Consider the following 12,713-nt stretch of genomic DNA (forward strand, 5'->3'; position numbering starts at 1 on the left):
CCGGAACAGGGTGAGGAGTCACTCACACGGGTGAGGAAGCGGTGGTTCCGGAGCCGGCGCCCAGCACACGCACACCCCTGCCCGACGACCGCGCCGCCCCACTCACCCTGTCGCCGTACACCGCAGCAGCCACCAGGGCCGCAGCATGGGCGAGCAGCCCGGTGCGCCCGTTGCCCGCGACCACGGCCGCCCCCAGGGCCGCACCCAGGGCGTGCGCGCCCGTGTCGCCGAGCATCGCGCGCTCACCGAGGTCGTCGGGCAGGACGGCCGCGGCGGCGCCCATCGCGGCGGCCGCCAGTTCCGCACCGGGCCCCGGGCGCAGCAGTCCCGGCGCCCCGAACGCGATCACTGCTCCGGCAGCCCTCCCCGGAGCCACGTCCACGAGGTTGACGAAGTGCGCGGCCCCGGCGATCACGACTCCCGCGAGCAGCTTGTCGAACGGCCGTTCCTTGAGCACTGCCCCGGCAGCCAGCCCGGCCGCCGAGATCCCGAACAACTTGACGACGCCGCTGGTGACTTCGCCGTCCTGGAGCGCGGTGAGGTGCGCCCTGAACCCGCGCCGGGGGTCACCGGCACCGGCGACGTCGTCGTAGGCCCCACAGGCGCCGGCGGCCAGCACGGCGAACCCGGCGGCGGGCCGGACCCGCCCGGCCGCGAGCGCGACACCCGCCGCGGCCGCCGGTCCCGCGTACAACTCGACCGTACGGCCGGCGTAGTTCTTCCGCCGCCACCGGTCGGCGTCACCGGGTGCCGCCTTCCGCAAGGCGGCCATTCCCGCGCGCGTGACGCCGGCCGCCGAGGCGAACGCGGCCTTCCTGCTCGTACGACTGATCATGGCTTCACCCTACGAGGCCGTTGTCAGCGCACCTTCAGGGCAAAGGGCGAGCGCCCCGCCCTCGTCGCTATCCGTCGGCCCTGGCAGTCGCCAGCAGTTCCTCCGCATGGGCCCGAGCGGTCTCGGAGTCCTCCTGGCCGGCGAGCATCCGGGACAGCTCCCGCACCCGCTCCTCGCCCTCGAGCACCTTCACGCCGGACCGTGTCACGGACCCGTCGTTGGTCTTCTCGACCAGCAACTGCCGGTCGGCGAAGGCCGCCACCTGCGGAAGGTGGGTCACGACCACGACCTGCGCGCTCTTCGCGAGCTTCGCCAGCCGCCGCCCGATCTCGACCGCCGCCTTGCCGCCGACACCGGCGTCGACCTCGTCGAAGAGGTACGTCGGCACGGGATCCGTCCCCGCGAAGACGACCTCAACGGCGAGCATCACGCGCGAGAGCTCACCACCGGACGCGCCCTTGGCGATGGGCCGCGGCGGCGCCCCCGGATGCGGGGCCAGCAGCAGCTCGACCTCGTCGACGCCGGACGGCCCGTAGGCGACCGCACGTCCGCCGACCTCCACGCCCTCCGGGTCCTCGGTCTGCCGGATGTCGAAGGACACGCGCGCGTGCGGCATCGCGAGCGAGGCGAGCTCCGCGGTCACGGCGGCCGCGAACCGCTCCGCCGCCTCCGCCCGCGCATCCGTCAACGCCTGTGCCAGCCCGCCCAGTTCGATCCTGAGCGCGTCCCGCTCGGCGGTCAGCTCGTCGATCCGCTCGTCGTCGCCGTCCAGCTCGGTCAGCCGCGCGGCACTCTGCTCGGCCCACACGAGCACGGAGTCGATGTCCTCCCCGTACTTCCGGGTCAGACCGGTGAGCGCCGCCCGCCGCTCCTCAACCGCCGCCAGCCGCAGGGGATCCGCGTCCAGGTCGTCGGCGTACCCCGCCAGCTCCCCTGCCACGTCACCCAGCAGGATCCCGATCTCCCCGATCCGGTCGGCGAGCGCGGACAGCGCCGGATCGTGCGACCGCACGGCGTCCAGCGCCCGCTGGGCCCCCGCCACGAGCATTGCGGCGTCGATGCCCTCGGGATCCTCCGGATTGCCGGCGAGGGCAGCATGAGCGGCCGTGGCGGCGGACGACAGGGCCTCGGCGTGGCCGAGCCGCTCGGCCTCCTCCGCCAGCTCCACGTCCTCCCCGGCCCGCGGCTCCACACCCGCGATCTCGTCGAGCCCGTACCGCAGCATGTCGGCTTCCTGGGCCCGCTCACGCGCGCGCGTGGTGATCTCTTCCAGCTCCACGGAGACGGCCCGCAGCCGCCGGTACGCCTCGCCGTACTTGGCGAGCGGCCCCGCGACGGCATCCCCGGCGTACCGGTCGAGCGCCTGCCGCTGCCGGGACAGCTTCAGCAGCCCCTGCTGGTCGGTCTGCCCGTGCACGGCCACGAGATCGTCGGCAAGGTCGGCGAGCAGCCCCACGGGCACGCTCCGCCCGCCCACATGCGCCCGCGACCGCCCTTCGGCGGAAACGGTACGGCTGATCAGCAGCGCCCCGTCGTCGAGCTCGGCCCCGGCCTCCTCGGCGCGTACGACGGCCGAGGCGCCTGGGGGAACGGCGATCCGCCCCTCGACCACGGCCTTGTCGGCCCCGATCCGCACCAACGCCGGATCCGCCCGCCCACCGAGCAACAACCCGAGGCTGGTGACCACCATGGTCTTACCCGCACCGGTCTCACCGGTGACGGCAGTGAACCCGGGCGACAGCTCGACGACCGCATCGTCGATGACTCCGAGCGACCGTATCCGCATCTCCTCCAACACGAACACGACCTTACGAGGTCGGGGGCGCCGAGTGCGACGCCCCCTGTCCCGGTTGTGTGAAGGTGCAGGTGACGAATCCGCATCGACGGCACATTGTCACCCGGGCGAGTGCACGGCTCTGGCTTCAGGAGCGCGGGGCTGTATCGATATGCGGCTCCGCCGCGTGGGCGCGAGCAACCACAGACAACCCGCAGCCGCCAAAGCTCCCCGGCCACCCCCGCAGCCGGTTAGTGAGGCGCCCCTCGCCACCCGGAAACCGGCAACGCAAACTTCGCCACAAGCCGGTCGGTGAACGACGCATGGTGCAGCCGAGCCAGCCGCACCGGCACGGCCCCCCGCCGCACCTCAACCCTGGCCCCCGGCGGCAGCTCCACAGTCCGCCGCCCGTCACACCACAAAACCCCGGGCGGAATATGAGGCAGCACCTCCACCGCCAGCACGGAATCCGGCGAGGTGACCAACGGCTTCGCAAACAGCGCATGCGCCGAGATCGGCACCATCAACAGCGCCTCGACCTCGGGCCACACCACAGGCCCACCTGCCGAGAACGCATACGCGGTCGACCCCGTCGGAGTGGACAGCACAATGCCGTCACACCCGAACCCGGTCACCGGGCGCCCGTCGATCTCCAGCACGACTTCCAGGAGCTTCTCGGCGCCGGCCTTCTGCACCGCCGCCTCGTTCAGCGCCCAGTCCGTGTGCACGATGTTGCCGTTCTGATGAACGACGACATCGACGGTCATCCGCTCCTCGACCTCGTACGCCTTCGTCACCACCCGGTCGACGACCTTGTCGAGATCATCCCGCTCGGCCTCGGCGAGGAATCCGACCCGCCCCAGATTGACGCCGAGCATCGGCACCCCGGACGCCCGGGCGAACTCGGCGCCCCGCAGCAGCGTCCCGTCACCCCCGAGCACGATCAGCAGCTCGCACCCGTCGAGACACTGCGGGGTGGCCTCCTTGACCAGCTGCACTTCCTCGGGCAGCGGCAGATCGGCGGCCTCGTACTCCAGGACGCGCACGCCGATGCCCTCGCGCAGCAGCCCCTTGACCACGAGTTCGGCGCTGCGAATGGCCGCGGGCCGCCCGGTGTGGGCGAGCAGGAAAACTGTACGAGCTCGGTTCTGGGTCAACGCGGCCCCTCCGCCACTGCACGGTCAACGTCGGCCGGGTCCAGTTCGGGTGCTCCGGTCCGCAGCCACAGAAAGTACTCGACATTCCCGGATGGTCCGGGCAACGGACTGGCGGTGACACCCTTCACCCCGAGCCCGAGTTCCCACGCCTTGTGGGCCACACCCCGCACGGCCTCCGCCCGCAGCTGCGGACTCCGTACGACTCCCCCACTGCCCAGCCGTTCCTTCCCCACCTCGAACTGCGGCTTGACCATCATCACCAGGTCGGCGTCCGGTTTCACACACCGCACCAGGGCGGGCAGGACCAGCCCGAGCGGGATGAAGGACAGATCCCCCACGACAAGATCCACAGGCTCACCATCGATCTCTTCAAGCGTCAACTCGCGTACGTTCGTACGGTCCTTGACGGTGACGCGTTCATCGCTCTGAAGAGTCCAGGCAAGTTGTCCGTATCCGACGTCGACGGCGACGACGTGCGCGGCCCCCGAGCGCAGCAGCACATCGGTGAAACCGCCGGTCGAGGCGCCGGCGTCCAGCGCCCGCCGCCCTTCCACCGCGAGCCCCTGCGGCACGAACACCTGCAGCGCGCCCGCGAGCTTGTGCCCGCCCCGGGAGACGTACTCGGGATCGCTGTCGTCGGCCGTGACGACGATCGCCGCCGCGGTCTCCACCTGCGTGGCGGGCTTGGTCGCGACGGTCTTGCCGACGGTGACCCGCCCGGCCGCGATCAGCTGGCTGGCATGCTCGCGCGAGCGCGCAAGCTTCCGGCGGACCAGCTCCGCGTCCAGACGGCGACGTGCGACTCCTGCCACGTTCGGTTCAGCTCCTGTGCTCGTACGGCCGTGGGGGCGCCGGAGGTCCCGGGCGGGCGTCGAGCGCGGTGAGCGCGTCGCGCAGCCCCCGGTGTACATCCTCGTACACCTCGAGGTGGCCGTCGGTGGCGAGGTGGTCGGCGTCACCGAGGCGCTCCAGCTGGGCGTCCACGTCGGCGTTGCCTGTCGGGGTGCGGGGCACGTTCAGCGGCGCGGGGGCGGCGGGGTCGTACTCGGGTTCCTGCTCGGGTTCGACTTCGACCGCTTCGTCCCCCGACGTGGCCTCGGGCACAGAGTCGCTCATGCCCAGACGCTACCCCGAACCGCTGGGGTACCGTCGATCGCGATGGCCACGATCGAGGAGTGCCGCGCCGCACTCGAGAAGCTCTCGGACAACATGCAGAACGCCGAAGGGGACGTCCGCACGGCCGCGGCCCTGGACCGCTCGGTGAGCTGCTGGATCACCGACCTCGACGTCACGTTCGTCGGCAGGATGACGGGCGGCCGGATCGTGGTGCAGGACACGATCCAGGGTCCACCACGGGAGAAGGCCCAGATCAGACTGGCCTTGAAGGGCGACGACCTGGTGGCGATGGTCAATGGCGAGCTGAACTTCGCCAAGGCCTGGGGCTCGGGCCGGGTCAAGCTGGAGGCCGGCCTGCGTGACCTGTTCCAGCTCAGGAAGCTTCTGTAGCCGCTACGCGCGCGCGTGCCTGCCGCGCCGCGGGCACCACCAGCGGCGTCCCCGTCTCCGGGTCGTCGATGACCTGGCAGCGCAACCCGAAGACCTCCTCGACCAGTTCGGCCGTGACGATGTCGCCGGGCGCACCCTCGGCGATGACCTGCCCGTCGCGCAGGGCGATGAGGTGGGTGGCGTACCGGGCGGCGTGGTTGAGGTCGTGCAGTACGGCGACGAGCGTGCGGCCCTGTTCCTCGTGCAGCTGGGCGCACAGGTCAAGGACGTCGATCTGGTGCTGGATGTCCAGGTATGTCGTCGGTTCGTCGAGCAGCAGCAGCGGGGTCTGCTGGGCGAGCGCCATGGCGATCCACACGCGCTGCCGCTGACCGCCGGACAATTCGTCGACATGGCGATCGGCGAGTCCGGCGACCCCGGTCTGTGTCATCGACTCCTGTACGACCCGCTCGTCCTCGGCCGACCACTGGCGCAGGATGCCCTGGTGCGGGTACCGGCCGCGACCCACCAGGTCGGCGACGGTGATGCCGTCGGGCGCGATCGACGACTGCGGCAGCAGGCCCAGCGTCCGCGCGACCTTCTTCGCCGGCATCGACTGGATGGCCTGCCCGTCCAGCAGCACCCGCCCCCGGCTCGGCTTCAGCATCCGCGACAGGGCCCGCAGCAGGGTGGACTTGCCGCACGCGTTCGGGCCGACGATCACGGTGAACGAGTTGTCGGGGATCTCCACCGAGAGCTGCTCGGCGATGACCCGCTGGTCGTAGGCGAGGGTGACGTTCTCGGCGGACAGCCGGTTCACGGTGCTCCTTCGGGTGTGCGTGTTCTTCGAGCCGCTCATGTCCGGCTTCGCGGGGTCGCTCATATCCGGCCCGCCCTGCGCTCGGTGACCAGCAGCCACAGCAGATAGACACCGCCGAGGACTCCGGTGACCACACCCACGGGCAGCTGGTCGGCGCCGAAGGCCCGCTGCGAGATCCAGTCGGCGCTGACCAGCAGAGCCGCGCCCATGCACAGGGACGACACCAGGTTGGGGCCGGGCGAGCGGGTCAGCCGACGGGCGAGCTGGGGCGCGGTGAGCGCCACGAAGCTGACGGGCCCCGCGGCGGCCGTGGCGGTGGCGGTGAGCAGTACGGCGGCCACCAGCAGCAGCGCCCGTACGCGCTCCACCCGCACCCCGAGGGCGTTCGAGACGTCGTCGCCCATCTCCATCATCCTCAGCCCGCGCGCATTGGCGAGGACCAGCGGTACGAGTACGGCGCACAGCCCGAGCAGCGGCCAGACCTGGTCCCAGTCACGGCCGCTGAGGGACCCGGTCATCCAGACGACGGCCCGGGCGGCGTCGACGAGGTCGGACACCGTGAGCAGATAGCTGTTGACCGCCGTGACGATCGCGGACACTCCGATACCTACCAGAACCAGTCGATAACCGTGCACGCCTCGCTTCCAGGAGAGCAGATAGATGGCAAGCCCGGTCGCCAGACCACCCACGAGCGCACCCATGGTGACCTGGGCCGCACTCCCGGAGAACAGCACGATCATCACGAGCGCCCCGGCCGTCGCCCCCTGCCCGAGACCGAGCACGTCCGGGCTGCCCAGCGGATTGCGGGTGACGGCCTGGAACAGCGCCCCACCGAGCCCCAGCGAGGCCCCGACGAGCAGCCCGACCAGGACACGCGGCAGGCGCAGCTCATTGACGATGAACTCCTGCCCGGCGTTCCCGCCCCCGGCCAGGGTCCTCAGCACGTCGCCGGCCGAGATCGGGAAGTCGCCGGTGCCGATCAGCAGGACACTCGCGGCGAGCGCGGCGAGCAGCAACAGGGCGACGACGGTGACGGCCCGGACGTCCAGGCGCAGGGAAAGTCCGCCCGGCGTCCTCAGCACACGGATGCTCTTCACAGCTGCGCCGTCCTCCGACGTCGTACCAGAAAGATGAAGACCGGCCCGCCGATGATCGCGGTGATGATGCCGACCTGGAGCTCCGACGGACGGGCGACGACCCGGCCGATGACGTCGGCACCGAGCAGCAGCACGGGCGACAGGATCGTGGCGTACGGCAGGATCCAGCGCAGGTCGGGGCCGGTGAAGGACCGTACGACATGCGGGACCATCAGCCCGACGAAGGCGATCGGCCCGCAGGCCGCGGTCGCCGCGCCGCACAGCACCACGGCGGCGAGCATGGACAGCGCCCGGGTCCGGTTCAGGTTGGCGCCCAGGGCCTTGGCGGTGTCGTCGCCCATGGCCACGGCGTTGAGCGGCCGGGCGAGCAGGAGGGCCAGGACCGTGCCGACCGCGAGGAACGGCAGCACCTGCAGGATGGTCGAGTCGGTCGCCGAGGAGAGCGAACCGACAGTCCAGAAGCGCATCTTGTTCAGCGCCGCGTCGTCCGTGATCATCACGGCCTGCAGATAGCCGTACAGCGCGGCGCTGATGGCGGTACCGGCGAGCGCGAGCCGCACCGGCGTGGCGCCCCGGCTGCCGCCGAGGAACCAGACCAGCGCCCCGACGGCAGCCGCCCCGAAAAAGGCGAACCAGACATAGCCGCCCAGGCTCGTGACACCGAAGTACGTCATGGCGGTGACGACGGCGGCCGACGCGCCCGCGTTGATGCCGAGCAGTCCGGGGTCGGCCAGCGGATTGCGGGTGAGCGCCTGCAGCACTGCCCCGGACAGGCCGAGTGCCGCGCCGGCGAGCAGCCCGAGCACGGTCCTCGACAGCCGCTCGTCGACCACGACGTCGCCGTACGTCCCCGTGTCCTGGAACAGCCCGTGCCAGACCTGCTCGGGGGACAGCTCTTTCGCACCGATGGCGATGCTCCCCAGCGCGACGAGCACCAGGACGGCGACGGATGCAACGAGCCCAAAGGCACGTATCGCCCGGCGGGTTGGGGGCGCGGGGGCGGTCTCCGCGCGCTGTTCTGGAGGACTGTCGACCAACACGCAGTTAGGTTAGCCTACCCTAGCTCACCCTCTCGATCCCCGGTCGCGACCGCGGTCGCGGTCGCGGTCGCCGAGCCATTCACAGGTTCCCCGTCCGCCACCCGCCGCGCCCGTCGCCTCACAACTCCAGCCGCGCCAGCGCCTTCCCCGCATCGAGCGCGCACACACCCTCGCCGGCCGCCGTCCAGGCCGCCGCACACAACGCCCGCAGTCCGTCCAAGGCCTCGCCGTCACCGTCCAGTTCGAGCCGGTCCACACCCGCCGTCGCCGTCCAACCGCCGCACCGGAAGCCGTCCCCCGCCTCGACGACCTCCGGCTGTCCCGTGAGCAGCCCGCGCAGATCCGCGTCGACGTATGTCGGGCGGTGCTGCGGCGGCGCAGCGAGCAGCTGCGCGGCGTCGGTGACGCCGGTCAGCACGAGCAGCGAATCGACCTCCCCGTTGAACGCGCCCTCGATGTCCGTGTCCAGCCGGTCCCCGACCACCAACGGCCGCTCGGCGCCGGTCCGCAGGATCGTCTCCCGGTGCATGGGAGGCAACGGCTTGCCCGCGACCTGCGGTTCGGCACCGGTCGCTATCCGCACCACCTCCACCGCGGCACCGTTGCCCGGTGCGATCCCGCGCGCACTCGGAATCGTCAGGTCGGTGTTGGACGCATACCAGGGCACACCCCGCGCGATGGCATAACAGGCCTCGGCGAACCGCCCCCAGGGCAACTCGGGCCCGCCGTACCCCTGCACGACCGCCGCCGGATCGTCCTCCGCCGACTCGACGGGCACGAGCCCCCGCTCCCGCAGCGCGACCCGCAGCCCCTCCCCACCGATCACGAGCACCCCAGCCCCCGCCGGCACCTGCTCGCTGATCAGCCGTGCGACCGCCTGCGCGGAGGTGATGACGTCATCGGCCCCGGTCGGTATCCCCAGCTCGGTCAGATGGTCCGCCACCGTGTCCGGCGTCCGCAGCGCGTTGTTGGTGACGTAGGCGAGATGCATCCCGCCCGCCCGAGCCGTGGCCAGCGACTCGACCGCGTACGCAATGGCATTGCCCCCCGCGTACACCACACCGTCGAGGTCGAGCAGCGCCGTGTCGTACGCCTCGCTCAGGGCCTGGCCACTGCCCTCGGGCCTCGTCCTGACGCTCTGGCTCATTCCACATCGCTCCTCGTTCGACGGCTTTCCCCCGATCATCCCTCACGCCACTGACACACGTACGATGCCGGGATGAACACAGCAGGTCACTCGGAAGCAACGGCGCGCCGAGGCCTGGAACTCACCCCGTTCCGAGGCCTTCGCTACGACCCCGACCGGGTCGGCAGCCTCGCCGCCGTGACGTCCCCGCCGTACGACGTCGTCGTGCGCCCCGACGGCCTGCACCACCTCCAGTCCGCCGACCCGCACAACATCGTCCGCCTGATCCTGCCGCAGGCCACCACCCCCACGGCCCGCAACGAACAGGCCGCCGACACCCTGCGCCGCTGGCTCTCCGAGGGCGTCCTGACCACCGACCCCGAACCCGGCCTGTACGTCTACGAGCAGCGCGACGGCGACGGAATGCTGCAGCGCGGCATCATCGGCGCCCTGCGCGTCTCGGACCCGTCGGAGGGCGTGGTCCTGCCGCACGAGGACGTCATGCCGCACGTGGTCGCCGACCGCGCGGCCCTGATGCGCGCCACCTCAGCGAACCTCGAGCCCCTGCTCCTGACCTACCGCGGCAACGGCTCGACATCGTCGGCGATCGAGGTCGTGGAACGCGTCGCGGGGCATCCTCCGCTGCTGGCCACCACCACGGAGGACGGATTCAGCCACCGCCTGTGGTCGATCACCGACCCGGCCGACCTCGCCCGCGTCCAGTCCGACCTGGCCCGGCACCAGGCCCTGATCGCCGACGGCCACCACCGCTGGGCGACATATCGCCGGCTCCGCACCGAGCACACCTCGCCGAGCCCCTGGGACTACGGCCTCGTCCTCCTGGTCGACACCGCCCGCTACCCGCTGCGCGTCCGCGCCATCCACCGCCTCCTGCACGGCCTGCCGGTCGCCGACGCCCTCTCCGCCCTGGACGGCCTGTTCCGCATACGGCACCTGCCCGTACCCCTGCCGGAGGCCCTGGACGCACTGGCGGACGCCGCCTGCGCCGGCAATGCCTTCCTGCTCTCCGGCGACGGCGCCTTCCACCTGATCGACCACCCGGACCCGGACCTCCTGGCCCGTACGATCCCCGCCGACCGCCCCGCCGCCTGGCGCACCCTGGACGCCACGGTCCTGCACGCCACGCTCCTCGACCACGTCTGGCACATCCCCGAGGACGACCCGGCCCGTATCGCCTACATCCACGACACGGCGGCCACGGTCGAGAAGGCGGAACGCGACGGCGGTACGGCCGTGCTGATGCACCCGGTCCGCGAGGAGGTCGTCCGCGACCTGGCCCGCCAGGGCGTGACGATGCCCCGCAAGTCGACGTCGTTCGGCCCGAAGCCGGCGTCGGGACTGGTGCTGCGCGCGCTGGACCTCTGAGGACCTCTGACATGCGAAAGGGCGGGACCTCACGGTCCCGCCCTTCTCACAGATCAGTCCTTGTCGTCCTCGTCATCGTCGGCCTTGGCCTTGGCCTCGGCCTCGGCCTCCGTGCCCTCTCCCTCGTCACCTTCGTCACTCTCGTCGAAGGCGTCGACGAACTCCACACCGTCAAGCTCGGCAAGCCGGTCAGAGGCGTCCGTGCTGCCGTCTTTGTCGGCCTCGACGGCCTTCGCGAACCACTCCCGCGCCTCACCCTCGCGACCGGCGGCGAGCAGCGCGTCGGCGTATGCGTACCGCAGCCGCGCGGTCCACGGCTGCACTGAGCTGGAGGCCAGCTCAGGGCTCTGCAGCGTCACGATGGCCGCGTCGAGCTGCCCCATGTCGCGCCGGGCGCCGGCCGCGACGAGCCGCATCTCGACCTGCCCTGCCTTGTCGAGCTTCTGCACCTCCGGTGCCCCGGCCATGTCCAGTGCCTTCTCCGGCCGCCCGAGCCCACGCTCGCAGTCGGCCATGACGGGCCACAGCTCCGCGCTGCCGGTCATCCGCCGCGCGGCCCGGAACTCGGCAAGCGCCTCGGCGTACTTCTGGTTCGCGTACGCGGCGAACCCGCCCGCCTCGCGTACGGCGGCGACGCGCGACGCCAGCCGCAGCGCGATCTTGGAGTAGGCGTAGGCGCGCTCGGGGTCCTCGTCGATGAGCCGGGCGACCATCACCAGGTTCTTGGCGACGTCCTCCGCGAGCGTCTTCGGCAGGCTCAACAGCTCCTGCCGTACGTCCTTGTCGATCTCGTCGCCGGTGACGTCCTCGGGGATGGGCAGCCGCTTGATCGGCTCGCGGTCGCGGTCCCGCTCGTCACGGAACCGGCCGCCGCCACCGCCGTGCCGGTCGTCCCGCCCCCGGAAGCCTCCGGGACGGCCACCACGGTCGTCCCGACGGGGGCCCCCGCGTCCACCACGGTCATCACGGCCCCGGAACCCACCGCGCTCGCCCCGGCTCTCGTCCCGCCGGAAGCCGCCGCGGTCGCCTTCCCGCCGCTCGCCACGGTCGTCACGCCGGAAGGGCGGACGCTCTCCTCGGTCTCCACGCTCGTCACGGCGGAAGGAGGGACGCTCCCCGCGCTCTCCTCGGTCTCCACGCTCGTCACGCCGGAACGAGGGACGATCCCCGCGCTCTCCACGGTCTCCACGCTCGTCACGCCGGAAGGAGGGACGATCCCCGCGCTCTCCACGGTCGTCACGCCGGAAGGACGGACGTTCCCCGCGCTCCCCACGGTCGTCGCGCCGGAAGCCACGATCACGGTCGTCGCCACGGAAGCCACGGTCGCGGTCATCCCTGCGGTCGTCGCGGCGACCGTAGCCACCGCGGTCGGCACCACCGCGGTTGTCGTCACGTCGGTCGTCCCGACGATCGTCCCTACGGAAACCGCCACGGTCACCGCGGTCGCCGCGGTCATCGCTCCGGCGGTCGTCCCGACGGCCGTACCCACCGCCGCGGTTGTCGTCCCGACGGAAGCCACCGCGGTCGTTGTCGCGCCGCTCGCCACCGCGGTCGTCACGCCGGAAGGAGGGACGGTCCCCACGGTCTCCGCGGTCGTCCCGACGCGGACCGCGGTCACGGTCCCGGTCGTCCCGACGCGGACCGCGGTCGCGGTCGTCGCGCTGGAATGCCGGACGGGGGCCACGGTCACCCTCGCGCCGGTCGTCCCTACGGCCGTACCCGCCACCCCGGTTGTCGTCCCGACGGAAGCCACCGCGGTCCCCGCGGTCGTCACGCGGGCGGTCGTCACGCCGGCCCTGTCCGCCACGGTTGTCGTCGCGGCGACCGTAGCCACCGCGGTCGGCACCACCGCGGTTGTCATCGCGCCGGTCGTCCCGACGGAAACCACCGCGGGAACCACCACGGTCGCCGCGGTCCCCACTGTCCCGTCGCCGCTGGTCGCGCTCCGGTCGGTCGTCGGGAGAGTTGGTGGACATGGGTGACTCCTGTCTTC

The 12,713-nt window shown here is 71.8% G+C and carries 13 protein-coding genes; 3 read left to right on the forward strand and 10 right to left on the reverse strand.

The annotated features are described in order from the left end of the window. Nucleotides 1-22: 22 nt before the first annotated feature. From EDD92_RS11640 to EDD92_RS11660, 5 genes are all read right to left on the reverse strand, one after another. On the reverse strand, nt 23-835 hold the full coding sequence (locus EDD92_RS11640) for a hypothetical protein (RefSeq protein ID WP_123964233.1): 813 nt from the start codon (nt 833-835) through the stop codon (nt 23-25). A 67-nt stretch (nt 836-902) separates the two neighbouring features. Further along, nucleotides 903-2,621 carry a DNA repair protein RecN gene (recN, locus tag EDD92_RS11645; RefSeq protein ID WP_123970360.1) on the reverse strand — a complete coding sequence of 573 codons (1,719 nt, stop codon included), beginning with the start codon at nt 2,619-2,621 and terminating at the stop codon, nt 903-905. A gap of 239 nt (nt 2,622-2,860) precedes the next feature. Beyond that, nucleotides 2,861-3,766, reverse strand: coding sequence for an NAD kinase (locus EDD92_RS11650; RefSeq protein WP_099927840.1), 906 nt, complete (start codon nt 3,764-3,766; stop codon nt 2,861-2,863). Then, nucleotides 3,763-4,578, reverse strand: coding sequence for a TlyA family RNA methyltransferase (locus EDD92_RS11655; RefSeq protein WP_123964234.1), 816 nt, complete (start codon nt 4,576-4,578; stop codon nt 3,763-3,765). Before EDD92_RS11655 ends, EDD92_RS11650 begins: the two co-directional genes overlap by 4 nt. A gap of 7 nt (nt 4,579-4,585) precedes the next feature. Further along, the gene (locus EDD92_RS11660) at nt 4,586-4,882 is read right to left on the reverse strand and encodes a hypothetical protein (protein ID WP_123964235.1); all 297 of its coding nucleotides are present in this window, start codon (nt 4,880-4,882) and stop codon (nt 4,586-4,588) included. Between the two features lie 42 nt (nt 4,883-4,924). Here EDD92_RS11660 and EDD92_RS11665 point away from each other — a divergent pair, with 42 nt between their 5' ends. Next, the gene (locus EDD92_RS11665) at nt 4,925-5,272 is read left to right on the forward strand and encodes an SCP2 sterol-binding domain-containing protein (protein WP_123964236.1); all 348 of its coding nucleotides are present in this window, start codon (nt 4,925-4,927) and stop codon (nt 5,270-5,272) included. Here EDD92_RS11665 and EDD92_RS11670 read toward each other — a convergent pair. The 4 genes from EDD92_RS11670 to EDD92_RS11685 all read right to left on the reverse strand — a co-directional run bounded on the left by EDD92_RS11670 (nt 5,256) and on the right by EDD92_RS11685 (nt 9,355). Next, nucleotides 5,256-6,134: an ABC transporter ATP-binding protein gene (locus EDD92_RS11670; protein ID WP_260326506.1), complete on the reverse strand. Its 879-nt coding sequence runs from the start codon at nt 6,132-6,134 to the stop codon at nt 5,256-5,258. The two genes, EDD92_RS11665 and EDD92_RS11670, sit on opposite strands and share 17 nt — an antisense overlap. After that, entirely contained in the window at nt 6,131-7,168 is a 1,038-nt protein-coding gene (locus EDD92_RS11675; RefSeq protein WP_123964237.1) for an iron chelate uptake ABC transporter family permease subunit, read from the reverse strand. The genes EDD92_RS11670 and EDD92_RS11675 overlap by 4 nt, the downstream gene beginning before the upstream one ends. Then, nucleotides 7,165-8,208 carry an iron ABC transporter permease gene (locus tag EDD92_RS11680; protein ID WP_123964238.1) on the reverse strand — a complete coding sequence of 348 codons (1,044 nt, stop codon included), beginning with the start codon at nt 8,206-8,208 and terminating at the stop codon, nt 7,165-7,167. The genes EDD92_RS11675 and EDD92_RS11680 overlap by 4 nt, the downstream gene beginning before the upstream one ends. Nucleotides 8,209-8,326: 118 nt before the next feature. Next, nucleotides 8,327-9,355 carry an HAD hydrolase-like protein gene (locus EDD92_RS11685; protein WP_123964239.1) on the reverse strand — a complete coding sequence of 343 codons (1,029 nt, stop codon included), beginning with the start codon at nt 9,353-9,355 and terminating at the stop codon, nt 8,327-8,329. 72 nt (nt 9,356-9,427) lie between these two features. Here EDD92_RS11685 and EDD92_RS11690 point away from each other — a divergent pair, with 72 nt between their 5' ends. Beyond that, nucleotides 9,428-10,720 (forward strand): DUF1015 domain-containing protein, encoded by a 1,293-nt coding sequence (locus EDD92_RS11690; protein WP_123964240.1) that lies wholly within the window; start codon nt 9,428-9,430, stop codon nt 10,718-10,720. A gap of 53 nt (nt 10,721-10,773) precedes the next feature. Here EDD92_RS11690 and EDD92_RS52105 read toward each other — a convergent pair whose 3' ends face one another. Next, complete coding sequence (locus tag EDD92_RS52105) at nt 10,774-11,541, reverse strand: tetratricopeptide repeat protein (RefSeq protein ID WP_221268258.1); 768 nt, start codon at nt 11,539-11,541, stop codon at nt 10,774-10,776. A gap of 60 nt (nt 11,542-11,601) precedes the next feature. Between EDD92_RS52105 and EDD92_RS52405 the strand changes: the two genes are divergently transcribed. Further along, nucleotides 11,602-12,702, forward strand: a complete 1,101-nt coding sequence (locus tag EDD92_RS52405; protein ID WP_221268306.1) for a hypothetical protein — start codon at nt 11,602-11,604, stop codon at nt 12,700-12,702. Nucleotides 12,703-12,713 lie beyond the last annotated feature (11 nt).

This window comes from Streptomyces sp. TLI_185, from assembly GCF_003814765.1.
Lineage (GTDB): Bacteria > Actinomycetota > Actinomycetes > Streptomycetales > Streptomycetaceae > Streptomyces.

Coding starts and splice junctions, on each gene's coding strand:
- EDD92_RS11640 (WP_123964233.1), bottom strand. CDS start 835: ATGATCAGTCGTACGAGCAGGAAGGCCGCGTTCGCCTCGGCGGCCGGC.
- EDD92_RS11660 (WP_123964235.1), bottom strand. CDS start 4,882: ATGAGCGACTCTGTGCCCGAGGCCACGTCGGGGGACGAAGCGGTCGAA.
- EDD92_RS11685 (WP_123964239.1), bottom strand. CDS start 9,355: ATGAGCCAGAGCGTCAGGACGAGGCCCGAGGGCAGTGGCCAGGCCCTG.
- EDD92_RS11665 (WP_123964236.1), top strand. CDS start 4,925: ATGGCCACGATCGAGGAGTGCCGCGCCGCACTCGAGAAGCTCTCGGAC.
- EDD92_RS11670 (WP_260326506.1), bottom strand. CDS start 6,134: ATGAGCGACCCCGCGAAGCCGGACATGAGCGGCTCGAAGAACACGCAC.
- recN (WP_123970360.1), bottom strand. CDS start 2,621: ATGCGGATACGGTCGCTCGGAGTCATCGACGATGCGGTCGTCGAGCTG.
- EDD92_RS11690 (WP_123964240.1), top strand. CDS start 9,428: ATGAACACAGCAGGTCACTCGGAAGCAACGGCGCGCCGAGGCCTGGAA.